This window comes from Paenibacillus taiwanensis DSM 18679 (assembly GCF_000425125.1).
GTDB classification, from domain to species: Bacteria; Bacillota; Bacilli; order Paenibacillales; family Paenibacillaceae; genus Paenibacillus_B; species Paenibacillus_B taiwanensis.
The window spans coordinates 108,383-134,064 of record NZ_KE384308.1; the positions used below are offsets into that span (position 1 = coordinate 108,383).

The following is a 25,682-nucleotide window of genomic DNA, read 5'->3' on the forward strand; positions in this document are numbered from 1 at the left end:
GTTAGCTTCATTAACTTAATGATAATCTATACGTGGAAAGTTATGATCCGTTTCATCCTTTATGCTGAAAAGATATAACATAAACAGGCCGGAAGTTCCGACCTGTTCCTTTATCTTATTCTGTATGATGTAACGCTTCACGCAGCAATCGCCAACATTCATCTACGACGATCTGAATTTGTCCTGCTGTCAGTTGATCATAATGTACGCCCGCTGCAACGGTTACATTACCATTTAGTGCAGCAGCAGCTTCCAAAGCCATCGGAGCAGTCATTATATGCTCCTTATGCCCGGGTACTTGAAGTGTATCCACGTTCCAGCCCGACGCTGCTTCCGACGTTTGGTATGCAACCGATACCGCTCCAATATGATGATGCTCCAGTATTTCTCCACCTGTGAGGGTAATGAGCCAATCTCTGCCCATTCGTTCTATTCGACATTGTATCGAGTTAGCAGGTATCATCCATGCCATCTTATATGATGCCCCTAATCTCGTCCAAACTATTAATGTTCTCGAGTTCCATAAAGCTTTGGATGCCTGCAATCAATTCTTCTCCAGCACGTAGGTTCATGAAGTTATAAGTTCCAATCTGTACGACCGAAGCACCAGCCATAATAAACTCAATGACGTCTGACGCTGATGCAATACCACCCATACCCATTACAGGAATAGTTACTTCCTTTGCCACCTGATGAACCATACGAAGTGCAATTGGCTTGATTGCGGGTCCAGACAGCCCTGCATACATATTATTAAAGACACTTTTACGTTGATAAATGTCGATCTTCATTGCCGAAAATGTATTAACTAAGGAGACACACTCGGCGCCTTCCTCTTGACACATGACAGACATGTCCACAATATTTTCAGCATTTGGTGACAGCTTCACCGCAAGCGGAAGTGATGTGACTTGACGAACTTCGCGAATCACTTCACGTGCAATATTCGTCTTTACACCAAAAGCTATGCCGCCCTCTTTCACGTTAGGACAAGAAATGTTAAGTTCGATCATGTCTACAGCCTTACGATTTTGCTTGCGCCGTTCCTCGGCATCACTTGTTATTTTGAGTGCGCCTAGCACATATTCTTCAATGTTACTTCCACCCAGATTTGCAATCTTAACAGGCTCAATCGTTTCCCAGTACAACATTTCTTCATTTAGAAATGCATCTACTCCCGGGTTCTCCAAGCCGACACTATTAAGCATACCGCCTGATGTTTCAAATACACGCGCTCCTGTATTCCCTGTACGCGGATGCAGCGTTAAGCCTTTGCAAGAGATGCCGCCCAATCGATTAATATCATACAATTTGGCATATTCTTTTCCGAAACCAAATGTTCCAGATGCCATTACAATCGGATTATTAAAATGAATACCTGCTACATTACAAGCTAAGCTCCGCATGCCATTCCACCTCCTTTGCCAAAAATACAGGTCCATCCGAACAAACCTTTTTGTTTCTGTCCTTGTTCATGACTGAACACACATAACATGCGCCGATTCCGCATGCCATTCGTTTCTCAAAAGATACATACACCTTGGTATCGGTATGCTCCATCATAATGGCAACTGCCTTCATCATGCCTAGTGGACCACATACAAGTACGTTGTCATACTTGGATAAGTCTAAATCCTCTAGCAGATTGCCGTTTACCTTCACATAAACTTCATTTGCATATGGCTCGTAAGCCTCGGTCAGATACGACTGTCCTCTAAATCCGAGATAAATATCAGGCTTGTCCAATTGCTTCGCTGTGTACAGCAATGGTGCGATACCAATTCCCCCGCCGATTAATGCTGTTCTCCCTGTAACTTCAGGAAAACCGTTGCCCAATGGGCCTTCCAATTGAATTTGGTCACCTGCACGCAAAGCAGCGAACATGCGAGTACCTTCACCTGCAACCTTGTACAAAAATTGGATGCAGTCTGGTTCAATGTTGCAAATACTAATTGGCCGTGATAAAAGCGGCGCCTGATTCCACGAACGGAGCATGTAGAATTGTCCCATACGCGCAGTGAATCGCCCTTCTACCGTCATCAGGTAAATGCCTTCTGAGATGCATTCGTTAGATACAATTGTATGCACAGTCATACTCCTTTTCGAGGTTTAACAACTATACTATGTCATTATCCCTTCTACGCGACCGTGACAGAGATCACATCTCATTTGAGGTTTTCTTGATGTTTGCGAAAATTTTCAGAATATTAGAAACTTCTGCTAATCGGCGAGATAAATGGTTACCCTTTACAAGCATATTTCCATATGTCGCAGGACATAACAATTACATCTACTACAAGCGGAGAGGGGGATCGAAATGCGTCGATTATGCACAACCGCTGTCTTATCCTTTCTGATTGTAAGCTGTGGCTGCGGGATGCATGGATCTAAAGCAGGTTATCCATTACCAAACATCCCTGAGCAAACTTCCAATCACAGCAGTTCCACATTTGCAACACCTGCCGAAGTGCGATCAAACAGCACGATGCATAACGGGGCAACCTGGCCAACACGCTCACCAGTGGTGAAGGATACACAAAAGCAAAACCTACAGAACCCGAAGGAAAAAGAAAGCCAAAAATTTAAATTCTCTTTTCGAACACAACGTCAAGAGCAGCAGCTTAACCAAATGAAACATTATCGCAGCAGTGTGCAGCACACACAAAAGCAAAAGCAACTGCAAACCAAACAAAATCAACAACAGCAGCAAAAGGCACGTTCAGCTGTAAGTAATCAAAAACAGTATACAGCTCAGCGGAAGTTGTCTATTGCCCAACTGAGAGCCCGTTATCCACATATTTTTAAGCTTAGAGCCAGTAATCAGGACAAAAAGATTGCCTTAACGTTTGACGATGTGCCTGATAACCGTGTCACCCCGCTAGTGCTTGACATATTACGCGATGAAGGTGTTCAGGCGACATTCTTTTTAGTAGGTTACCGTGCCAAGCAGCATCCTGCGCTCGTGAAACGTATTGTCGCTGAAGGACACGTGATCGGCAATCACACGTTCAGCCATCCACTTCTAACGAGATCAAGTACAGAAGCGTTTATTAGTCAGCTCAAGAAGACGGAAGCTATCGTAGAGGGGATAGTCGGTTATAAACCGCGCTTTTTCCGTCCGCCATTTGGCGAAATTTCGGAACAGCAGCTGCAATGGGCAGGTGATAACGGCTATATGGTCGTGAATTGGGACGTTGACTCCAATGATTGGCGGGGTATCCCTTCCACTGTAATGGAACGGAACATTTTAAATGAAGTATCTTCTGGTTCTATTGTGCTACAGCACGCGGGCGGAAGTGGAATGAACGGGTATTTACAAAACACAGTCAAAGCACTCCCCAAAATTATTAAAAAGCTGCGTGCTGAGAAATATAACTTTGTAACCGTTCCTGAACTGTTTCATGATCAAAAGGAGAAGAAAGAACGGTAGATGATGTCAGATGGCACACCTGCTGTAAACATATAAAAACGGCTGATGTCCTTATCCAGGTACATCAGCCGTTTTTATTCCTTATTTTAATACATATACCTGTATATTTTGTACGCCGAACGTACTGCCTGTTTTTTGACTAACAGGAACAAACAAGTCGATCCGACTGCCATTCACCGCGCCTCCAATATCAGACGCCGTTGCGACATATCCACCTTGCGGCAAATGTTTAAACTGATAACCTGTAACAAACAATTTTGTGCCAAGCGGAATTACTTTAGGATCTACAGCAACAGTTCCTAATTTTAAAGGTTTACCAAAATAGTCAACTGCGCCCCATTTCCCGTTTTCACTTGGATGTGCTGTATATGCAGTAGCTTTCACATTTATCTTCTTCTTATACTTTATGTCACGTCCAGCAACAGTAACTACATTACTAGGTACTGGAGTAGCTACGCTTTGCGCCTTTTTCGCTGCTGGCTTGGCTGGAGCTGGTTTGTCAGCTGCAGGAACTTCTTCAGCCTTTGTTTTAGTTGGCTGCTTATCAGCAGGTTGGGCTGTATCGGCCTTTGGAGACGGAATCGATGCAATTTCGACTTTCGCAGCCTTACTCTTCATCACGTCCGGAATTTGAATTTCCAAGCCGCCATATATATTTTTTGGCTTGATCGTCGGATTAGCTGCTAATAGTGCTTCCAATCCAACTTTGTACTTCTTTGATATAGAATAGAAAGTATCGCCTTCTACTGCTATATAAGGTGTAGCATACGCAGGGATAATATGGAACATAGTAACAAGTCCAAGCATAACTCCTGCAATTTTCAGGGTCATTCGTTTCTTCATTATGTGTACCTCCTTAGTATAAAGCCTGCGGGGTTAGTTGTCGGATTCGGGTTAAGGAGTACCCTACTCATCATGGGTTGTTGCCAACCATTAATGTGATTCACCCCGAGATAGTTAAACTGGTGTATGCCAGTTCAACGACCGGTAAATCATCCCCCGTACATTACTTGTCTCGGCTCGGAAAGAATCATATCACAATTTTGTAACCTGTGCGCAGGTAGATTATGACATGAACGGCAAACCGTTGGCCCCCAAAGGGTTCAGCATATCATTTTTTTATTGAAGGATGACAAAAACGTCATTATTTAAAATATTGAGCCACAAAAACACCATACTTATATCAAAAAAAGTACCCGCCATCGCGAGTACTTTTAGGTTCATATTTGGTTTACATAATACATTATATGTTACACAATGACACCAGCTCACTAACCTTTACTTTAATTACAATACACGACTTAAAAAGTCTCGTGTCCGTGCATGCTGTGGATTTGCAAAAAACGTATCAGGAGTTCCTTGCTCCACAATATTCCCGCCGTCCATAAATATGATACGGTCCCCTACCTCGCGTGCAAATCCCATTTCATGTGTCACAATGACCATCGTCATCCCGTCAGCGGCAAGCGACTTCATAACCTCTAACACTTCACCTACCATCTCAGGATCTAAAGCAGAGGTAGGTTCATCAAACAGCATAACGTGCGGCTGCATCGCTAACGCACGTGCAATGGCAATCCGCTGCTTCTGACCTCCAGATAACTGTGCTGGGAAAGCACTCGCTTTATCTTTTAGGCCAACTTTATCAAGCAATTCGTATGCTATCGTTTCGGCCGCTTTCTTGTCCATCTTTTTTACTTTAATTGGTGAAATGGTAATGTTGTTAAGAATCGACATGTGTGGGAATAAATTAAAGGATTGAAAAACCATCCCCATTTTTTCGCGTGTCGTATTAATATCATGTTTTTTGTCGTTAATGATTTCACCCTCAAAGCGTATTTCACCCTTCGTTGGTGTCTCCAGCAAATTCAGACAGCGCAGCAGTGTACTTTTACCCGAACCACTCGGCCCGATGACCACAACAACTTCGCCCGCGTTAATTTCTAGGTCTATACCTTTCAAAATGTTTAACTGGCCGTACGACTTGTGTAAGTTTGTTATGTTAATCATTGTACTTAAACTTCCTTTCCATCAATCCGACCATTTTGGATAGTGTAAACGTCATAATAAAATAACACAGTGCACAGCCTAACAGCGGCCCCATAGATGCGTATGTTGTGTTACGAATAACTTCGGTTTGGAACATCAGATCTGCAATACCGATAAAAGTAACAATGGAAGATTCTTTTATGATCGTAATAAATTCGTTACCAATCGCAGGCATTACATTCCGTAATGCTTGCGGTAACACGATATATCGCATCGTCATCGACTTGGTCATTCCTAAAGAACGGGCAGCCTCCACTTGTCCTTGATTCACACCTTGAATACCTGCACGGAAAATTTCGGCCAAATAAGCTGCACTGTTCAAGGCAACGGCAATGGCTCCGGAAGTAAACTTGGGTAAGTCAACTCCATACTCCGAAAGTCCAAAATAAATAATAAATAATTGCACAAGTAGTGGCGTTCCCCGAAATACTTCAACATAAGTGGCTGAGAACCATCTTAATGGGGCAATTGCTGAGCGCCGCATCAGGACGAGAAGTAATCCCAGTATAAATCCAATTAGAATTGCGGATATAGATAACAGGATCGTCATGCCCATTCCTGATAAATAAGTCGTTTTAAAATCCCATAGTGCTTGAAACATGTTCATGCTAAACCGTGCCCCTTCCTACATCTTCCTATAGGTGTTCTAACGAAAAAGCGCGGCTTTACGCCGCACCTGTCGCTTGCTTATTTACGCCATCGCTTACTTGGCCTCATCTGCGGCAGCATCTGCCAATGCATTAGCTTCTGTAATAAACTTATCAAGTGAACCGTCTGCTTGCAGACGTGCAATTGTTTTGTCGATAGCTTCTTTCAGCTTTACACTTTCTTTGCCCATACCTGCAACATAACCTTCACTTGCGGGCTTGAGCACTACAGGTGAAAGTGCTACCTTTGTATTGTTAGTTGCATAAGCTTGTGCAACTGGTTTCTCTACTAATATTGCATCTACACGCTTGGTTTCTAGTGATAGAACAAGATCGTTTACCTTCACCAGCATATCCTGCTTAGCGTCTGGAATTTGTGTGGCTACATCCTCAAATGTGGAGCCTTTTTGCACACCAATTTTCAGACCCTTCAGATCTTCAGGTGAGTTAAACTTGTCCTTGTCTTCTGCACGGACTAGAACACCCGCTTCAGCCTTATACACGGTACTTGAGAATAACATGACTTCTGCACGCTTTGGCGTAGCATCCATGCCAGCCATCCCGAAATCGACTTTGCTAGAAGAAACGGCTTGCAGAACAGAATCAAACTTCATATCTTCAATTACTAATTCTGCGCCGAGATCTTTAGCGATCTCCTTAGCGATCATAATATCGTATCCAACAATCTCGTCCTTGCCGTCTGCATTCTTCTTGTGAAATTCAAACGGTGGATAGTCTGCGCTCGTCCCAAGCACTATCTTCTTTTCTTTTATAACTTTATCATACGCATCTTCTTTTGCACCGCAGCCTACAACAAGAGCCATAAGCAACATACATGCTGTTACTAATTGAAATGTCTTCATCTTATTCATCTTAAATTCCCCACTTTATCTGAATGTAAGTACAATTGCTTGTCTCGTGGACTGACACAAGTATACACAAAGTTGCATACTTATACAATAGTTTTTTTGTTTTCATCCGCTATTGCTCATGCTTAGGATGCCGATAATCCGGTAATTATATAACATCGGTCAAAGAAGCTTGATACGGATGTATATGTTCATCCACAGACGATATATGCCCGATTACCAAGAGATAGGTCATATAAACAGAAGCTATCATAGTTTTAATTTTGACTCATTTACCATTATAAGGTATTAATTAGATCTCTAATTTAGGGCCGCAGCAACGAGTAGATATATAACATCAACGGCAGGCACGAACATAACTGCATGTTTATGTGTAGTTACACAAACGAAGCATCTGCAATACATTTTTCCATTGGAGAGAATACGTGTCGGAATCATAATAGTGGCGCAATCAGCGTAAGGTTTCGAATGAAAGGCAGAAGGAGTGGTCATGGGTCAACTGGAAGACAAGCAATAGAGCACAGCCATCAGATATCGACGTCGCTACTGTGCTCTACTGTTATCTGTCCATTAACTATTCGTGTCAGGAGCGGGATAAATAAGAGGAAGCGATATAGAGATTACAGTTTTCCCTGGTTGGGAGCTTATATGTAAGCTGCCATGATGACGCTGCACAATGCTGTAACAGATGGCCAAGCCTAGTCCGGTCCCGTTCACCTTCGTTGTCATAAATGGTGTGCCAGCAATAGATAAGATAGAGGGATCAAATCCTGGGCCTTCATCTTCAATTTCCAACACTACTGCGTCATCTTCAGTACGTGTTCTAATTTGCAGCACTTTATTTGCTTCCATCGCCTCCAGTCCATTGCGGATCACATTGTGCAGGAGCTGTCTAATTTCTTTTTCATCCAGCATAACGGATGGCAACGGTTGCAATTCCATCACAATATGCTGACAATTGGCCGTTGCGGACGCCTGAACGAGCGGGTAAATTTGTTCAATAATATGATTTAAGGATTGCGGGGTAAAATGAGCTAATTTGTTCTGTGCCAGCGTTAAATATTCCGTAATAATCGTATTAGCTCTAATAATTTCATCCATCATCGTGTCAAAATAAACATGCTCTGCTGCATGCTCTGGCTTATTACGAAGCAGTTGCAAAAAGCCGCGTACAGTAGTTAGTGGATTGCGGATTTCATGACTGATCGCCGCCGCCATCTCCCCTACAACTTTCAAAGCGCTCATTCGTTTCATTTCCTGTTCTAACTTCACATGATGTCGCAGTGTTTCCAGCATTTGATTCATATGCTTTTCTAATTGCATCCACTCATTTTTCGTTTGAATATGGACAGTGCCACTAAAATCTCCGATTGCAATTCGCTGCGACGCCTGCACCAGTTCTTTTAAGGGTTTTGTAATAAGTCTTTTTACCCACAAATGAACTAATACGTAGACTGTAATGACCAATATCGCAAAGGTTGCTAATGATATAAGCAATACACGCGCCAGCACTTGGTCAATGACGGATGTAGGCAGCATAATTAACGCTGTCCAGTTAGGTTCCGTAATCGGCATCGCAAAAATAATAACATTCTTGTCTTTGTAGCTAGCATTTACCATCTGCGCCTTATTCAGCTTAATTTCTTGGACAAGATTGCTAACGTCCGTATCAAAAGGATAGTTAAGGTCATGTAATTTAACCTTTCGGTCCGGATTGTACAATACATCGCCCTGCTGAGATATCAATAACGTTTCACTGTTAGGATAAAAACTAAGTCGTGTAGATAGCGTGTGTAGGTCATTAAAACGGATATCGATGCCTGCAACGCCTCTAACCTTATGCTGCTTATCATAAACAGGCGTACTTAGGGATAACATGGGAATTCGTAAATGAGGATCCAGATATGGAGACGTGATATAGGTTGCGCCTGTCTTCACTGCACCGTGATAGTAGTCAAACATTGGATTATCTCTAAAAATGGGGAGCGAATCGTCAGTATGTGACGGACTGTAATAGCTGCGAAGTTGGTGATTCTCATTATATCCATATCGTGAAGTGAACTTACCTTGTTGTTTGTAGTCAGATTGAGCGGTGAACCAATAACCAAATACTAGTGAATTGGGCTGCTCTGCAAACATTCGGGTAGCGTGGTTAATATTGCCCAGAGGATCGTCCGAATTGTAAATGCCATTAATAACACGTGCAAACGTCTCGACCATCGTTTTTTGCTGTCGAATCGCAGCATCTACTTCATGCGCAGCCATCTGAGCTTGACTGAGTAAACTTTGATTAATTTGGTCCTGAATGATTGAACGAATCGCATCATAGGATAACGCAAATATAAAGGACAATGCGATCGTTACCGTTATGACGATTCGAACAACCATCTGCGTATGAATAGTTCGTCGTCTCATAACATCCTCCGACTACGTAATAAAGGTACAATTAAAGTCTTGATGCAACAAAGGAACTTAATTCATCAATATCAAATGGCTTAGAGAAATAACCGATTGCTCCTGCAGATTTAGCAGATTCGATCCGATTAACATCACTGAAGGCAGACATCATAATAATCTGAAGCTCAGGACGCATAGCCCTAAACTTATGGAGTAAGTCCATCCCGTTCATATCTGGCAGCTTAACATCCATCAATACGACCGCAAAGGATTGTTCCCGAATGAATTCAACCGCTTCCTGACCTGAATAAGCACTTACAATATGTGCTTTCATGGAACCAAAGGCTTCGCAGAGCAGCGTCTGAATAGACGACTGATCATCTACGATAAGCACAGCGGGCAGCCCAGCAGTCCCGTGCACCTTCTCGCTGCCTTGTTCTGAGGCAGTGATTAAGTGGTTAATGTTCCTTAATTGCAGTTGTTCCATGTCACCAAGACGACTTTGCTCCCTTTTACGATATACTCTAAAGATGATATACACAAGAAATGGAGTCGCAGCCATGCATACTGAAAAAATGAGTGCTTTCATCGATCTGCCCCTCTTCTGACTGACACCGGTGATCATAAATCGCCACTAATCGACCAGTATATTATTAATCGACAACAGATTCCGACACATTCTTTATTATATTATGAATTTTTAATAGATGATACCGAATCTTAACATATTTTTAAATTTAACAGTGAAAAAGTAATAAAGAAGGACGTGATTGGTGCCCGCTTAAAGTAACCACGGCTTCCAACACACGTCCGACGTATCGTAACAGATGAATAGATTAAAATGGGTTACGTTACCGTTCCCTCCACTGTGAGCATTACTACTAAAGTTCACTAAATATACTGCTCTAACATACAGTCTGCTAACGGTCTCTGTTCACAAAATAATGCAATAAGTGCTTCAAAAACGGAATACGGCGTGGAATTTCTTCTAACGCTTCTATTGCTAGGCAGTAATGTTCCCACATCGCTTTGCGGGCACCATCTGGACCAAGTATAGTTACAAAGGTTGAATTGTTATTAGCAACATCTATCCCCACAGGCTTGCCAAGTAATTGCAAATCACCTTCTAAATCAAGCAAATCATCTCGAATTTGAAAGGCAATACCTGCATGATAGGCATATTGTTTTAGGGCTGCAATTTCCGGCTCCTTTACTTGGGCAAGTATGGCCGGCATCACTAGTGAAGCCTCGAAAGCAATTCCGGTTTTGTAAAAACATAATTGGTTTAACTGCTCCAACGTTAACTTTCTTCCTTTGGAATCAAGATCCATCGCCTGTCCGACACACATATCACTTGCCTTTTGAGACGAATATTGCATTAAAGCTAGCACCGTCCTAGCATCAAATCCAGCCAGTGATGATTGTTCCTCAATAGCTTTCTGGATCAAAAACAAGCCAGTTAATTCCGCTGTGGAACTATTATGCACCTGATGTAATGTAGGGCGCCCCCTTCGGATCGACGAATTATCCTGTGATGGCAAATCATCAAAAATCAAGGAGGCCGTATGCATATACTCCAATGCCCTTAGAAGTGGTGCAATCGTCGCTGCATGCAATCCATACTCGTTTACTCCCATGACCCAAGTCAAGATAGGCCGCAAACGTTTGCTATCCCCTTCAAGGCTGTAATTTGCAGCATCAATGAGTGATTCCTTCATAGGGGGAATTCCGCTTTGCTTAGCAATATGCAACCATTGGTTAATCTGTTGACGAACAGTCGTAATTGTTTCTTGAAAAAACTCCTTTTCCTTCCGGTCGTTTCTAAGTGTGGTCACCATCTGATCTCGCAGCAGTTTGTCAAAGAAATCTACGTCATCCGCTTGACGAACCATTTGCTGGATCAGTTGATTAAACGTTGGAATAGATGAGGTGAATATCGCCATCATTTCATTATACTTCTCACTACCGATACGGGCTTTGAAACGTTTTAGGCCATTAATTGCTCGATTTAGTATGACCTCCCGAGTGTTCACATCTGACTGATGTACATGATGGATCAAATGTGAAATGACCGCCCAGTATAACTCAAAAGGATTGATTAAATCTGAACGTTGATCCCGATATTTTAAATAATACGTGTAGGGTGTGACGGCGCCATTTTGCATGTCATCAAACATATCCGCGAAATCGTCAGCGAGCTGATTGTAAATGCCATAAAAAAATGTACGCTGATCAAACCCTTCATCCGAGGATGCCCCAAGAACAGCTCGCACAATTAAACGCGAGGAAGAAGATTTTAAAATGATGGGTATATAAAGTTCCTCATTCGTGTAATTTGCATGAGATAAATCTTTTACACGATCCATTTCCTGCGAATGAAAAAATACGTAGGACTGCTCAAAAAAGGTTTGCTGTGTTTGTTCGCTTTGCTGCTGTGTAATGTATTCAAACGCATCCCGCAGTTCTGCATGTACATATTCAATAAACTCCAAATTATTACCCGTCCACTCGCCTAATTCTGGCACGGAGCCAGTAAGCAAAGTAGTTCTAATCATCTCGGCATATTGTTCTTTCTCTTGTGAGGTTAGCAATTGGGAATCTAGCAGATCATCGATAAACGGATAAGTCAGGCCATAGGAATAACCAATACGAATAGCTTGACCTAATCGTTTCGTTCGTTCCGCTGGCGAAATTGTATCATCCATCTCTTCCATCACATGGAGCATTACGCCGATAATAATTTTGATCAGTTTACGCAGCGCATGCTCGGCATTCATTTCCTTCGGAAGATGTGTTGATACAGCCTTGAGCTTATCAATAACCCAAATTATATCTGTTTCGATGCCTTTTGTTTGGGCCCATCGATATAACGATTTCAGGCTCATTACATCGAATTGTTTCCCCCTCTGTGCAGGGTTGTCGTGTAACAAATACTGTTTGACATCGGCGACTACACGCTGAATTCGGGCCTGTGTATCAGTAGAGTCCAGTGCCTTGCCTAGATCCCGCATGAAAATGTAAGACACGCTGCGATTCAAATATTCATCCAATTTCCCCGTATAATTTAGCCACTGGATATAACTATAGTCATCTTGCGTATTAGGTCTTCTCTTTTTTCCTGAAAAAAAGGACAACAAGGGTAAACGAGTAATGTGGTTCTTTTTCCACGTTTGGATGTCTTTAGTCAAGACAGGAACATAAGCCTCTTCCATAACTTGCAATCGAAGTGATACAAAATACTGGGCTGCCTTCTGTTCAGCTGACCGATACCATGTAGCGGCCTGATCGGTTAATACCACACTCATAAGATGAATGACCTCAACTTTAATGTAGGTTAAATGTGTACCAATAAATGGATGCGTGCCTCAGGCAAGTTCGTCATTACATTCTAATCGCACGCATGTAAACTTAATACGAGTAATAACTTGTTGGGTTACAAAATTGATCATAAATCGATGATCATAGCTGCTATAAAAGGGTAAAAATATATAATATGTATGTTTAGGGGGGGGACAACTTGCAAACATTATGTCAGCTTATTCATAAGCAGATCCACGAAGTCAAATAGCCCTCACCTTGTCTTTAACGGTGAGGGCTACTATTATAGCTGTTTAATGCGATGCTCTATCCAATGTCAGTTAACGTTTTGAGGTACCAGACATCACAAGAGAAATGCCCTGTATTGCCTAACGGTTTATCCAGTGCAACAAAACCGTATTTCTTATAGAACTGATTAGCTGCTTCCATATTACTTAAAGTTTCAATGTAACATTTAGAGTAATGCTTACTAGCAAAGTCAAGAGCTGTTACCATCAGTTCATGGGCAATACCCGTCCCACGCGCTTCTGGCAAGCAGTACATTTTTTGCAGTTCACCGACGTCATCCATCTCGGCAACGGGTCCAATGCCACAGCCACCCACGATTTTCCCATCATGCTCTATAACCCAATATTTGGAGTTCTCCATTTGATAAACCTCGGATAAACGACCAAGCTGTGGATCAGCCCAAGCCAAACCCTCTCGATCTCCTCCAAATTCCTTCAAACAAGTCCTAATGATGGTCTCAATATGTGGGTTGTCTCTCTCTTCTAACACTCTTAGATGCATAAATAAGGCTCCTTTGCTCCACTCTTGTTGATAAATATATTGCAGCAGCTAGTACATAAACGCTAAGCTCTCACTAAAGCTTTAACAACTTTTAGCTATAGAGCATATAAAATTGTAGTTCATGTCCAGACTGCTTCAAATAGTTATAAAGCTGCGACCTGTGATGAAATGAATGGGTAACGATTTCAATAAGCCATTTTATTTGAACGATACTATGATCCAAATAGAACGCTTTTGTAGACTTGTTTAATAACTCGTCCTCCGTTAATGATACCATGTATGTTTGCAATAATTCATAATTTGTACGAAACTTTGCGGCTAATGCCAGCGGGTCCCGAATCTCACTAACTTGAGCTTCCACCTGCTCTACTTCAGTTTGAGTTTTTTCTTGTAAAATAGCCAAATCAGAGGCTGGTATGGATACAAGATGATGCGCCAGCTCTAATAATGTACGCATATTGTCCGCTGGGCGATACGACCACTCATGTGGTTGTATTTTGGCTAGCAGCGATTCAACAGTACGAACTACTAAATTTAATTCCTCTAATAAATGATCTCGAACCTGGATAACACCGCTCATTATGTAATCCCCTTTATTATTTATTATATTAACTAATATACACGTGAATTTCTTACACCTCAAAGCGGATCGCTTCAATCCGCTTGCTCATTTGCTTCTGCTCGGTAACGACAGCATAGTTCCTTTGCTCTTTCGTAAATAGCAGCTCGCAGTGTAACCGGTTCTAGCACATGGGCGTCAGATCCAAGTGTGAAAAAGAACTTCTTTGCCCACTCCCATTCGGAAGAAGGACACCTAAAATCAACCTCCCACAGCTCATCGTGTATGGCTTGCACGTGTTCACCGATGTGCGGGTCTTGCTCAACTTGCAACATCCCGCGATAGGTTAATTCAGCTCGAATTCGTATGTGTGGAGCTGCGGTTTCTTTTTGGGGTTTATTTAGGAGCCGTATTTGCTCCTGAACCGCTGTTGGGTCAGCGTCTTGCAACTCATCGAACCGATCCGCTCGAAATGTTCTGTCCTCCCCATGCAAAGGCGAATATGCGGCACAATACCAGAAACCATGCTCCGCATATACTCTCTTTGGATGGAGCAGCAGCCATCGTTGATGCCGCTCCGAGCGATAGTAAGCTTTCATCCAAGCCCCTTGCGAACAGTAAGAAAGCAGTTCGTTTAACAACGGCGCCTTAAATGAACGTGTAGGTACTTCTACCCTCATCAATTCAAGCAGCGGCTCAACCTGATTAAGAGTTGCCGCCGGAAGCACATGGCGTATTTTATCAATAACGGTCCATCGTTCCCTATTGAATGGTGTATCCGCATAGGCTGTTAATGCGCGCAGCGCAACAAGCACCGTTAATGTCTCCTGCACATCTAGTTGCAAGGGCGGCAACGTATAGCTTTCCGCCAACCGATACCCTCCTGCCGATCCTAACTCCGCGTACAAGGGTATGCCCATTTCAGAGAGTGCTTGTATGTCACGCATAATAGTACGCTTAGACACTTCTAGTTTGTCGGCAAGCATTTGAGCAGATTCCTGCCGCTGTTGCAGCGCAATTACGATTGCGATTAAGCGATCCATTCGCCTCATCGTAGCTTCCTCCTTTCTTTTATATTCAGCGGAGCAAGTTAGGATTATCATAACATACTCGCAGTGACAGCTTGTATGTCATCATTAGCAGAACATTCTGCATGAAAAGATGAAATTGTTTCAACTCTTTGCCCGTATGTAATGAATCGTAGTATACAAATAGATTTATCCTATCAAGTTAACAGTTTATTGCCTGCGTAGCGGTAGCTTTTGTGTTCACATAGTTCACTACTACTTTATTAAATTTGCCTAAAGCTATTGATTATGGATTCAAAAAGGAGCACAATAAAATTGTCAACTACATATTTCTAGGAGAGGGTGTTCGAATGAAAAATCGGTCATTCTTAAGTTCATTGATGCTATCCTTTGCCTTATTGGGAGTGACGCTATGGCCCCTAAGCCACACTGCCGCTGCTCTTCCCAGCATCCCTCAAACCACGCTGACTCACGATCAATTACAACCATTCAGCGTGCCAGATCATCTACAGCGAGACAAGCTTCAGCACTCGACAGTTGCATCGATACTTCCCACGTCTTTACCACAGTCTATCTCTTCTGAACTAGCTCCAACTACTCCTGCTGCGCTTAACGACAATCCTAACACGGCTATTCCCGTTGTAACTGCAGCTGTATATTCAGACCTTATTTCTGAAGCAAACGGTCAGCGTTGGTACACCTTTCAAACCACAACACCAGGTAAAGTTACTGTCTATCTCCAGACAGTGCAGAACGCCGCAGTTGATTATAATCTTCATTTATTCCGCTTAGACACGACTACTTACAGTCTAGTCGAACAAGAAACTTCCTCTTATGGCCCTCAAACAAATGAACAGATAAGCCGTATCGCTCCAGCAGGCATCTATTATGTAGCCGTTAATGCACAAACAGGATTTGATGCAACGAATCCTTATTTATTTACGATACAAGAGTCGCCTGTGTATGATAGTGCCGAGCCTGACGACAATGTTTGGCGAGCCAAGCCGCTAACCGATTCCTTTAATTTGCAACAGCAAACGATTGACAACGTGTTTGATGAAGACTGGGTAAAGCTCACAGTCACCGCCGCCAAGTCGTTCCGTATTAACTTTACCAATAGCGCACCAAATACGAATTATCAGGTTCAATTGTTTAATCAGAATTTACAATCACTAGGCACTATTAATCAAAATAGTGATGTTTTAGGCTCATTCGCACAAGGAACCTATTATGTACGTGTCCTGTCTCTATCCTCCTATAACGCTGCTATACCGTATAAGCTTACCTTCACGGAGTTCAAGGCTCCTACACAGGTTGAAATCACGTATGTCAGCACGATCTCTGATATTAATGCGGGGCAACGAATTAACTACGGTGAAGGATATAAATGGCGGTTTAAAGATTCCATTACAATAACAGGTATAGCGAAGGATGCTTCAGGTGCTCCTGCCTTCAACGCTCCGATTACAGTAGCCTTCCTAACGAAGCTAAACAACAAAGTGTATCAGGCACAGACTACGACCAGTGCGAATGGCATATTTTCGGTCACCATAAGTGGTGTTCAGCCCGCTATAGGACAGTATAGCTCTCATGTAACGGTTTCCAGACACTACTATGACATTGTTCCACTGCAAGTGTATTATAACGGTGCTGCTTTAAGCGCAAATGATACTTCATTGTACCACTTTGCCTACTCCATTTGGACTGGAAGCTAATCGGCTTTACATGTACAAAGAAGAAGGTCTTGACTGTTATTGGACACAACAACCTGTCAGGGCCTTCTGACTATATAACTAATAGAACAGTAAACGAGCATTTGTCCGACTAAGTCATCAAACAGGAGGTATTGTATGAAAAAATGGATTAGCACCGTATTAGTAGTCCTATTACTCCTCTCATCAGCATCAATCGTATGGGCAGCGGAAGAAAGCGGTGATGGATTTAGATCTCAAATTAAGCAATTCAATTTCGCTGAGACCGTTGTAGGTGGACAGACAACTTTAAAAATACCAAGCAGCGCTTATATAAATGCCATCGCGGGTAAAATCTATCCTGAATTTTTTATTTCGATCAATTCAAAGCAAGGGGCAACTTTTGACGGTGGTGTTATTTTAGATGGTAACCAGTGGAAAGCTGTTATATTCGGTGGAGCAAGCAGCAGTGCGTGGCAAGAAACAAACATTAGCAACATTACAGGACAAACCGTCCATCTGAAGTTTGCCGGGGAAAAAGATTCACGGGGTGAGTTTATTGTAAAGCTGACAGTTTCAAATGCATCTGGCAGCGTCATCGGTTCTATCTCGGTTGATAAATATACACCTAAATACTATAAAGGCAATCGGGACGGCGAGCTTGGCTGGTTGGCTGAAAACCCGTATTATTCGGGTCTAAATAGCGTGAGCTACGAATTAAACATGGTGCCGACTTCATCGATTTCAGCTGGATATTATCACAAGACAACAGGTAGTAATGGGAAGAGAGCTTTCTTTGACGGTGCTGAGATGTCAATTGCAGTGCCAGTCAAAAAAGCGGGTGGAACATTGGCGTTAAACAGCTTCTCATGGAGCCATACGAAAAACTGTGATGATTCCCAGTATTCACAAGCAGATGTAGACAAAATCGTTTACGATGTGTCCAACCAAACGTATTTATATACAACGATGAACTTTAATAATCTCCCTTAAACACCACACTCCAACAACGTCATCCAAGCTACACGCATAATGTAATGGAACTTTCATGACCCTTTATGGAAAATACGCTTAGACAACAGTCAGCCGGTGGGTGATGTCACCTCCCCAGATGTACAAGTTGGCAACCACTCACCGGCAGGCTGACTTGCTTGTAACATGTTAACCTGATTAAATATGGCTGTTAAAGCTGCTAACAGCCTCCCCCTCCGTGTTACATATCTCCTATAGTTTGTTCCGAACCACAAAACGATAAGCCACACTGTGATCCTTTTAAGAACCGTCTAGGGTATAACTTGGTCAACAGAACACGGGTTAAATTACTTTTATATTTCTGACCACGCACTCGAATAGAGTGCGACCATAAAGTCCGATCTCATCTGTTCTAAGTGACATCGTAGTTTCTATCCACGCACTCGTATAGAGTGCGACATGACACCCAATTTCGGTTAGACCAAATTCCTTAGCTGCCGTTTCTATCCACGCACTCGTATAGAGTGCGACTAAAACTCGAAAATCAGGATTGGGAAGACGAATACATGTTTCTATCCACGCACTCGTATAGAGTGCGACGTATCACATTGCTGAGCGCGAGGATGTGGCAAAGTTTCTATCCACGCACTCGTATAGAGTGCGACTGCCACACAGGCGGCAATCAGGGCAGGATACAGCGAGTTTCTATCCACGCACTCGTATAGAGTGCGACGTGATCCTTCTTCGAAAAGGTATGAGGATATGCCAGTTTCTATCCACGCACTCGTATAGAGTGCGACTTAAGGAGACGAGTAATAAACGAGACGCAGCTGCAAATGTTTCTATCCACGCACTCGTATAGAGTGCGACTAATAAGGTGTACGATCTCGACAATGAATTTGATGTTTCTATCCACGCACTCGTATAGAGTGCGACTGCGGGTACAAAGAGCCCTTGTCCCACTAAGGCTCCCAGCCCCAAAAGTGCGGGTCTCCAAAACATAAGGCAAACTTCACTGACAATCAACTGACAAAAAGCCGAAATCCCTTATGCAGCAAGAGGTGCGGATCTCCTAGGGATTTCATGTGCACCTGAGGTCCGCACCAGAGAATCTTTTAACCTAAACGAGTCTATACCGTTATGTTTAGTATCGCTTATAGATTACCAAGTGGCAAGTGGAGCGCTTATATTTATTTAAGAACCAATAACATATCCATAGCGGATACGTTAATAAGGTATGTACAGACTAGAGATCACTTCAAAATAGCCCTATTCTGAGGCTGCACACAAAAGCCCTCACTTGTTAAAGTGAGGGCTTTTGTACAATTGATATAGATAACGTTATTAATTGCGGATTAGATAGTCAAACGCACCCAAAGCTGCTGTAGCACCAGATCCCATAGAGATGATGATTTGCTTATAAGGACTATTCGTACAGTCACCTGCTGCAAATACACCTGGTACATTTGTAGCACCGTGACTGTTTACCACAATCTCGCCCATACGCGAACGCTCAACCGTGTCGGCTAACCAATCTGTATTTGGCACGAGACCAATTTGAACAAATACACCTTGCAACTCAACATGATGCTCTTCGCCTGTCGCACGATCAACATAAGAAATGCCGTTAACCTTATCCGTTCCCGTAATTTCTTTAGTTTGCACGTTTTTGTGAACCGTAACGTTAGGTAAGCTGTAAAGTCGGTCTTGCAGCACGGCATCTGCTTTGAGCTCTGGCGCAAACTCTAATACCGTTACATGTCTTACAATTCCTGCAAGATCAATCGCCGCCTCAATGCCTGAATTACCGCCCCCAACTACCGCAACATCTTTACCTGTGAATAATGGGCCGTCACAATGCGGGCAGTAAGCCACCCCTTTGTTCTTAAACTCCACTTCACCAGGAACACCAATGTTCCGCCAACGCGCACCTGTTGATACAATTACCGTTTTACTTTTAAGGACAGCACCGTTTTCGAGTTCAATCTCGATAAAGTCTTTCTTCTCCAGACGCTTGGCACGCTGCAATTTCATGACATCGATATTGTACTCTTTCACCTGCTCCTCAATACTTGCAACGAGCTTAGGACCTTCCGTATATTTGACACTGATAAAGTTCTCAATCCCCATCGTGTCATTCACCTGACCGCCAAAGCGTTCAGCAACTATACCAGTCCGAATCCCTTTACGCGCTGCATAGATGGCTGCACTTGCACCAGCAGGGCCACTACCAACAACAAGTACATCATATGGAGCCTTGTTGTCAAATTCCGATGCATCCGGAGCCGTTCCTAACTTGGCAAGAATTTCTTCAACAGTCATCCGACCGCTGTCAAAAAATTCACCGTTCAGGTAAACGCTCGGCACAGCCATAACATCCTTACTCTCTACCTCTTCTTTGAAGACAGCACCATCAATCATTGTATGTGTAATACCAGGATTAAAGATACTCATCAAGTTGAGAGCCTGCACAACGTCAGGACAATTATGACAGCTCAAGCTAATATAACTCTCAAATTTATATTCGCCTTGAATACTTTTAATTTGATCGATTACACTTTGCTCTACCTTGGGTGGTCTGCCGCTAACCTGCAACAATGCCAATACCAAGGAAGTAAATTCATGCCCTAACGGACTTCCGGCAAAAGTGACCCCAGTATCTTCGCCTACACGATTTACGCTAAAGCTAGGTGTTCTGGATAGCTGCACCTTTTCCACCGTTATCTTTGCAGACATGCTGGCAATTTCATCAACCAATGCGGACATCTCTTGAGATGCCTCATCCGTGCCAGCACTAACTTTCAGTACAATATCTCCCTCTAGTAATTGAAGATATTGTTCCAGTTGCGCTTTTAATTCCTGATCTAGTGTCATATGATCACACCTTAAATTTTGCCTACGAGATCAAGGCTTGGTTTAAGCGTTTTTCCGCCTTCTTGCCATTTTGCCGGGCACACTTCACCTGGATTGTTACGCACATACTGTGCTGCTTTAATTTTGTTTACAAGTGCACTTGCATCACGACCGATGCCACCTGCTGTAATTTCTACTGTTTGAATTACACCATCAGGATCGATGATAAACGTACCGCGATCTGCTAGACCTTCAGATTCGATCAATACATCGAAGTTGCGGGAAATCGTATGGGAAGGATCACCAATCATAATGTAAGTAACTTTGCCAATAGCTTCAGAGCTAGCATGCCATGCTTTATGTGTGAAATGTGTATCAGTTGAAACGGAATATACTTCTACGCCCAACTTTTGTAATGTTTCGTATTGATTTTGCAAATCTTCAAGCTCTGTAGGACATACAAATGTGAAATCTGCTGGGTAGAAGCAAACTACGCTCCATTTGCCTTTGAAATTCTCTTCCGTAACATCGATGAATTTCCCGTTGTGAAATGCAGATGCTTTAAATGGTAATACTTCTGTTCCGATAAGTGACATATTTATAATCTCCTTTTAAATGTAGTGTAATGATTAAAGTCCATTCAGAAACTGTAAGCTACATTTCCTGAAGACACTTTATAATCATTATTATTTACGAAATGATGCAATCTGTCAAGCTATTTTATAATCATTACAAATTGAGAACTTTTTTCAGTGAGCCTCATCATTTATTATTACTTATTGGAAAGGTAACTATTCCTACTGCTGCAACAAATCTCTGATCATCATTACTGAAATATAGAGCTGTAACACTTATCAGTGTTTCCGCAACATTTCTGTTGTTACAATGCTAGACTGATTCTACTATATCGTAACCACGGAAGCCATGACGAGAAACTAAAGTCCTAGATTGAACCGCACCTCTAAACTATTATTTATTCGTAATTTGCAACAAATGATCTCATCTATTCCTTTATAGAAGGAATTACAACGTTTTAATTAGCTCTATATTTGCGAAGGTGTTCTCCGAATGAATCCTATCCCCAAATATACCACTTATCTCGTTAAACCCTGCCTTAGTCCAAAATCGAATGGCGGGCCAATTTTTAACTGCAATATTTACTCTCGTATGCGTATACCCTAGATTAGTCGACTCCCAACGATCCGGAACAGTTAAGCAGGACAAGAGCACCACCCCACACCCCCATTTATTTTTTAGGTGCCACAAAAAGTTCGGTAAGGCGTCTCCGTTGACTCAGGCAATGTCGCGTATTCATTCTGTTCAGGAGTGTAAGCGTAAGGGTTAGAGAGAGCATCCATCAGCTTGCGCATCAGTGTAAAGTCCCCGTCTTGCACCGCTGCTTCCAGCGCCGCCTCTACCTGATGGTTACGGGCAATAATTGCAGGATTGCTGTTTTGCATTAATTGCTGTGAGGCGGCTGTTGATTGCTGCTGTCTGGCCAGTCTAGCCTGCCATTGCTCGTGCCATTGCTTAAATTCCGCCGTTTCAAACCAGATTAAATCCTCATATTTCCCCAAAGTAAGGGCACGGAACGTGTTCGTGTAGTCCGCTCCATACTTTCGCATCCCACTAAGCAAATTGTCGATTAAAGATTCATCTTGCTGCTCTTCGTTAAATATGCCCAGCTTAGCTCTCATTCCTTTAAGCCAGTTGTGAACATACATCTCAGCAAAATCCGATATAGCCTCTTCTGCCATTTCAATTGCCTGTGACTCATTCGTATGAAGAAGAGGCAATAAGGTTTCAGCAAATCTGGCAAGATTCCATGCCGCTATTTGTGGCTGATTACCATAAGCATAACGACCCCGTGTGTCAATGGAACTAAAAACGGTTGCCGGATCATAAGCATCCATAAACGCGCACGGCCCATAATCGATCGTTTCTCCACTTATCGTCATATTGTCAGTATTCATGACACCATGCACAAAACCCACTAGCTGCCACTGTGCAATAAGCGCAGCCTGACGCTTTATCACTTCACGGAGCAAGGATAAATAGCGGTTCTCATGTGACTCCGCCTCTGCAAAATGTCTATGCCATGCATAATGAGCAAGTGTCTCAAGCTCTTCAACAGTTCCCCATTGTGAAACATATTGAAAAGTGCCTACACGAAGATGACTGGCTGCTACGCGGCTCAAAATTGCACCTGGCAGTTCTGTTTCTCGGATTATGGATTCACCGGTCGTTACAACTGCCAAGCTGCGGGTAGTTGCAATGCCGAGCGCATGCATCGCTTCGCTGATCACATATTCGCGCAGCATCGGCCCTAATGCAGCTCTTCCGTCTCCACTGCGAGAATAGGGTGTTGGTCCTGAACCTTTCAGTTGAATGTCAAATCGCTTTCCAGATGGTGAAATGTGTTCACCTAGCAAAAGTGCCCGTCCATCCCCTAACAGGTTAAAATGTCCGAATTGATGACCTGCATAGGCTTGAGCGAGCGGGGAAGCACCTTCTGGCAGTTTGTTTCCTGCCAGTATAGCTATTCCTGCAGCACTTTCCAGCGCCTTCGTATTCAGCCCCAGTGTGTCTGCCAACGGCTGATTAATGACAACCAACTGCGGAAATGGTACAGGCGTTGGGTTAAGTCTTGTATATAGGGAGTCAGGAAGACGTACATAGCTGTTATCAAAATTCCATCCCGCATTAAGGGGTGTTTCATTTATTGGCATCCTGTCACCTTATTTCTTCAATTGTTTTCAGTCCATGCTTATCACTTTAGGCTTGACTGCTGCACATTTATTATACCCTTTCCATACATCATTGTGCCTTTTTTAATGAAGATAGTGGTAAGAATTTAAATTATTCCGTCTGTACAATTGTGTTCGCTTTGGTAACGATGAAATTTTACAATTGCTCAGACTTCATTTCCAAAATGAACATTGTCCCAGTAGCAAGTAAAAATACAGCACACGTCAAATCATAGTTGTCCCTTGTTGTGGCGTGTGCTTATGTATCATGACTAAACATTAATTTGATTTTGACAAAAGATAGAGGAAATAAGGAGTGACAAAAATCGTAATGATGACACCAGTTGGAACGTCCGCTCCCATACTGACCGTACGTGTAAAAGTATCTGCCACCAAAATAATTAAAGCACCAACCAATGCGGCAGTAGGCGTCATAAACTTGTGGTTAGGGCCTACGATTTTACGGGCCAAATGAGGCGCGATCAAACCTACGAAGAAAAAGTTGCCTCCAAGCGCGACACTGCCCGATGATAACGCGACGGCAGCAAGCGTCAAACCAATAAACTCCCGTTTGATGGCGACGCCGAGACCCGTAGCGGTTTGATTTCCTAGATTTAACGTATTAAGCGTATTCGATTTATAGCATACATAAAAGCCAATAATGATTACCCAGGGCAGCAGCACCATAATATACTTCCAGTCAGCCCCCCACAAATTTCCGATCTGCCAACGCAGCGCAAAATCATACTGTTTCTGTTCTAAGCCAAGTGTAATCATGAGTGTTAACGCCCCATATCCACTGCCTAAGGCCACACCCGTCAAAATCAGACCAGTGGGCGACAGCTCTTTGCCTTTACGATAGGCGAGCACAAATATAAGCATAGCTGCCGTGATGCCGCCTACAAAGGCCAGCACTGGCAACAACATAGGTGACCAAAATCCATTCGCCGCAAACACAGTAATATAAAGCATGACAAACAAGCCAGAACCTGAGCTGATGCCGAGCGTGCCTGGACTGGCCAGATCGTTTCGGAGCAGGCTTTGCATGACACAGCCCGAGATGGCCATCCCCATGCCGACTAACACTGCCAAAACAATTCGAGGCAGACGAAGCTCAAACACGATTAAATTTTGCTTCTCCGTCCCCTTACCGATGATCACTTGCAGTACCTCAAGCGGAGATAGATTTAAGCGCCCCACATTCATACTAAGCACCGCAACGAGCAGCACCAATATAGAGAGCAACAAAATTATACCAACTGGTTTTGAAAATGTTAATTTCTTCTTTACAAGTTGAGTCAACCAAACTCCCTCCTTTGTTTACGAACAAGATAAAGGAAGTATGGTACACCAATTAGAGCAAATATAATGCCTAGTGGAATTTCATGCGGACGACCAATCAATCTACCTACTAAATCTGCACCAACCATAAACACTGCGCCATACAATGCACAAGCAGGTATGATATAACGGTAGTCCACACCAATGATGTAACGAACAATGTGCGGAACAATGAGTCCGACAAAGCCAATAGGACCAACAACAATAACAGAAAGCCCTGTAAGCAATAGAACAATGATGGTGGCAGCACCTTTAATCCGATTCACACGGAGTCCAAGTCCAGCGGCAAGCTCTTCCCCGAAATTCAGTACCGTAATTGACGGAGAAAGCGTGATGGCCCAGATCAAACCAGCTACGAACACAGGTGTCACGTAAACAAGCTGGGTCCATTCCACATTAGCAGTTCCTCCCGCGGTCCAATAAGCCAGACTTTGTCCAATGTCATATTTAAGCGCAATATACGTGCTAAAAGAACCAAACAGCATGGAGATCGACATTCCCGCCAGCACCAGGCGTTGTGGAGTCATGCCGTGCTTGCCTACTGATGCCATATAATATGTAATAGCTGTAGCTACAGCTGCCCCCATACAGGAATATATCATCGTCTCTACGTACGATCGTCCTGGCAAAAAAGCCATACAAAGCGCAATCGCAAATGTCGATCCCGAACTAATGCCAAGAAGTCCTGAATCAGCCAGCGGATTGCGGGTAGTCCCTTGCATAACCGCTCCACATACGGCCAGACTGCATCCGACTACAATATCCGCTACTGTTCGAGGCAGTCGAAAAATTCGAATAATATGATGTTCTGGAATTCCAGAATCAAAATGAAAAAGTGCTCCCCAAGCTACGTCAAGGCTCATGTCGGCGGCCCCGAATGAGATCGATGCTGCTGTTGCTACAAGCAGCAAACTGGCGCCTATAAGCATGAACAAGCTAAACTTCAATCTTCCCTTGCTGCTGTTATCTGCTTCCATTAACATATTGACACC

Annotated in this window: 21 protein-coding genes, 1 CRISPR repeat array and 1 riboswitch; of the genes, 3 read left to right on the plus strand and 18 right to left on the minus strand. The window is 43.0% G+C overall.

The genetic code is table 11. The features are described from left to right. Positions 1–115: 115 nt before the first annotated feature. Genes lpdD through H509_RS0119210 form a run of 3 tightly spaced genes read right to left on the minus strand, consistent with a single transcriptional unit; the run spans position 116 to position 2,088 of the window. On the minus strand, positions 116–472 hold the full coding sequence (lpdD, locus tag H509_RS0119200; protein WP_051287412.1) for a prenylated flavin chaperone LpdD: 357 nt from the start codon (positions 470–472) through the stop codon (positions 116–118). Position 473: 1 nt separating this feature from the next. After that, complete coding sequence (locus H509_RS0119205; protein ID WP_028546511.1) at positions 474–1,406, minus strand: dihydroorotate dehydrogenase; 933 nt, start codon at positions 1,404–1,406, stop codon at positions 474–476. Continuing rightward, a complete protein-coding gene (locus H509_RS0119210; RefSeq protein ID WP_028546512.1) occupies positions 1,387–2,088 on the minus strand; it encodes a dihydroorotate dehydrogenase electron transfer subunit in 702 nt (233 codons plus the stop codon). The genes H509_RS0119205 and H509_RS0119210 overlap by 20 nt, the downstream gene beginning before the upstream one ends. 229 nt (positions 2,089–2,317) lie before the next feature. Here H509_RS0119210 and H509_RS25985 point away from each other — a divergent pair, with 229 nt between their 5' ends. After that, entirely contained in the window at positions 2,318–3,430 is a 1,113-nt protein-coding gene (locus H509_RS25985; protein WP_245596190.1) for a polysaccharide deacetylase family protein, read from the plus strand. Between the two features lie 81 nt (positions 3,431–3,511). On the opposite strand, the gene H509_RS0119220 is transcribed toward H509_RS25985, so the two are convergent. The 10 genes from H509_RS0119220 to H509_RS0119265 form a co-directional block, all read right to left on the minus strand. After that, the gene (locus H509_RS0119220) at positions 3,512–4,273 is read right to left on the minus strand and encodes a 3D domain-containing protein (protein WP_028546513.1); all 762 of its coding nucleotides are present in this window, start codon (positions 4,271–4,273) and stop codon (positions 3,512–3,514) included. A gap of 7 nt (positions 4,274–4,280) precedes the next feature. Beyond that, positions 4,281–4,461, minus strand: a riboswitch (cyclic di-AMP (ydaO/yuaA leader). Positions 4,462–4,717: 256 nt separating this feature from the next. Continuing rightward, a complete protein-coding gene (locus H509_RS0119225; protein ID WP_028546514.1) occupies positions 4,718–5,440 on the minus strand; it encodes an amino acid ABC transporter ATP-binding protein in 723 nt (240 codons plus the stop codon). Further along, positions 5,433–6,086 (minus strand): amino acid ABC transporter permease, encoded by a 654-nt coding sequence (locus H509_RS0119230; RefSeq protein ID WP_028546515.1) that lies wholly within the window; start codon positions 6,084–6,086, stop codon positions 5,433–5,435. Before H509_RS0119230 ends, H509_RS0119225 begins: the two co-directional genes overlap by 8 nt. A 96-nt stretch (positions 6,087–6,182) precedes the next feature. Next, positions 6,183–6,998, minus strand: coding sequence for a transporter substrate-binding domain-containing protein (locus tag H509_RS0119235; RefSeq protein ID WP_245596191.1), 816 nt, complete (start codon positions 6,996–6,998; stop codon positions 6,183–6,185). Positions 6,999–7,565: 567 nt separating this feature from the next. Then, positions 7,566–9,410: a sensor histidine kinase gene (locus H509_RS0119240; protein WP_028546517.1), complete on the minus strand. Its 1,845-nt coding sequence runs from the start codon at positions 9,408–9,410 to the stop codon at positions 7,566–7,568. Between the two features lie 31 nt (positions 9,411–9,441). Continuing rightward, positions 9,442–9,981 carry a response regulator gene (locus H509_RS27335; protein ID WP_169450965.1) on the minus strand — a complete coding sequence of 180 codons (540 nt, stop codon included), beginning with the start codon at positions 9,979–9,981 and terminating at the stop codon, positions 9,442–9,444. 331 nt (positions 9,982–10,312) lie between these two features. Continuing rightward, on the minus strand, positions 10,313–12,697 hold the full coding sequence (locus tag H509_RS0119250) for a polyprenyl synthetase family protein (RefSeq protein ID WP_028546519.1): 2,385 nt from the start codon (positions 12,695–12,697) through the stop codon (positions 10,313–10,315). Between the two features lie 319 nt (positions 12,698–13,016). Then, a complete protein-coding gene (locus tag H509_RS0119255) occupies positions 13,017–13,499 on the minus strand; it encodes a GNAT family N-acetyltransferase (protein ID WP_028546520.1) in 483 nt (160 codons plus the stop codon). A 91-nt stretch (positions 13,500–13,590) separates the two neighbouring features. Next, a complete protein-coding gene (locus H509_RS0119260; protein ID WP_028546521.1) occupies positions 13,591–14,079 on the minus strand; it encodes a DinB family protein in 489 nt (162 codons plus the stop codon). 74 nt (positions 14,080–14,153) lie between these two features. Further along, entirely contained in the window at positions 14,154–15,110 is a 957-nt protein-coding gene (locus H509_RS0119265) for a helix-turn-helix transcriptional regulator (protein ID WP_028546522.1), read from the minus strand. A 326-nt stretch (positions 15,111–15,436) separates the two neighbouring features. Here H509_RS0119265 and H509_RS25990 point away from each other — a divergent pair, with 326 nt between their 5' ends. Then, entirely contained in the window at positions 15,437–16,801 is a 1,365-nt protein-coding gene (locus H509_RS25990) for an Ig-like domain-containing protein (RefSeq protein ID WP_051287414.1), read from the plus strand. 135 nt (positions 16,802–16,936) lie between these two features. Then, entirely contained in the window at positions 16,937–17,770 is an 834-nt protein-coding gene (locus H509_RS0119275) for a hypothetical protein (RefSeq protein ID WP_028546523.1), read from the plus strand. Positions 17,771–18,106: 336 nt separating this feature from the next. Continuing rightward, positions 18,107–18,685: a CRISPR direct-repeat array (repeat unit 32 nt; unit sequence GTTTCTATCCACGCACTCGTATAGAGTGCGAC). A 408-nt stretch (positions 18,686–19,093) separates the two neighbouring features. Here the strand turns inward: H509_RS0119275 and ahpF are convergent. From ahpF to H509_RS0119305, 5 genes are all read right to left on the minus strand, one after another. Next, on the minus strand, positions 19,094–20,623 hold the full coding sequence (gene ahpF, locus H509_RS0119280; RefSeq protein ID WP_028546524.1) for an alkyl hydroperoxide reductase subunit F: 1,530 nt from the start codon (positions 20,621–20,623) through the stop codon (positions 19,094–19,096). Positions 20,624–20,634: 11 nt separating this feature from the next. Next, positions 20,635–21,198 carry an alkyl hydroperoxide reductase subunit C gene (gene ahpC / locus H509_RS0119285; protein ID WP_028546525.1) on the minus strand — a complete coding sequence of 188 codons (564 nt, stop codon included), beginning with the start codon at positions 21,196–21,198 and terminating at the stop codon, positions 20,635–20,637. Positions 21,199–21,855: 657 nt separating this feature from the next. Further along, positions 21,856–23,331 (minus strand): protein adenylyltransferase SelO, encoded by a 1,476-nt coding sequence (locus H509_RS0119295; RefSeq protein ID WP_028546527.1) that lies wholly within the window; start codon positions 23,329–23,331, stop codon positions 21,856–21,858. A 297-nt stretch (positions 23,332–23,628) separates the two neighbouring features. Continuing rightward, a complete protein-coding gene (locus tag H509_RS0119300; protein WP_028546528.1) occupies positions 23,629–24,651 on the minus strand; it encodes a FecCD family ABC transporter permease in 1,023 nt (340 codons plus the stop codon). Beyond that, positions 24,648–25,673: a FecCD family ABC transporter permease gene (locus H509_RS0119305; protein WP_028546529.1), complete on the minus strand. Its 1,026-nt coding sequence runs from the start codon at positions 25,671–25,673 to the stop codon at positions 24,648–24,650. The genes H509_RS0119300 and H509_RS0119305 overlap by 4 nt, the downstream gene beginning before the upstream one ends. Positions 25,674–25,682 lie beyond the last annotated feature (9 nt).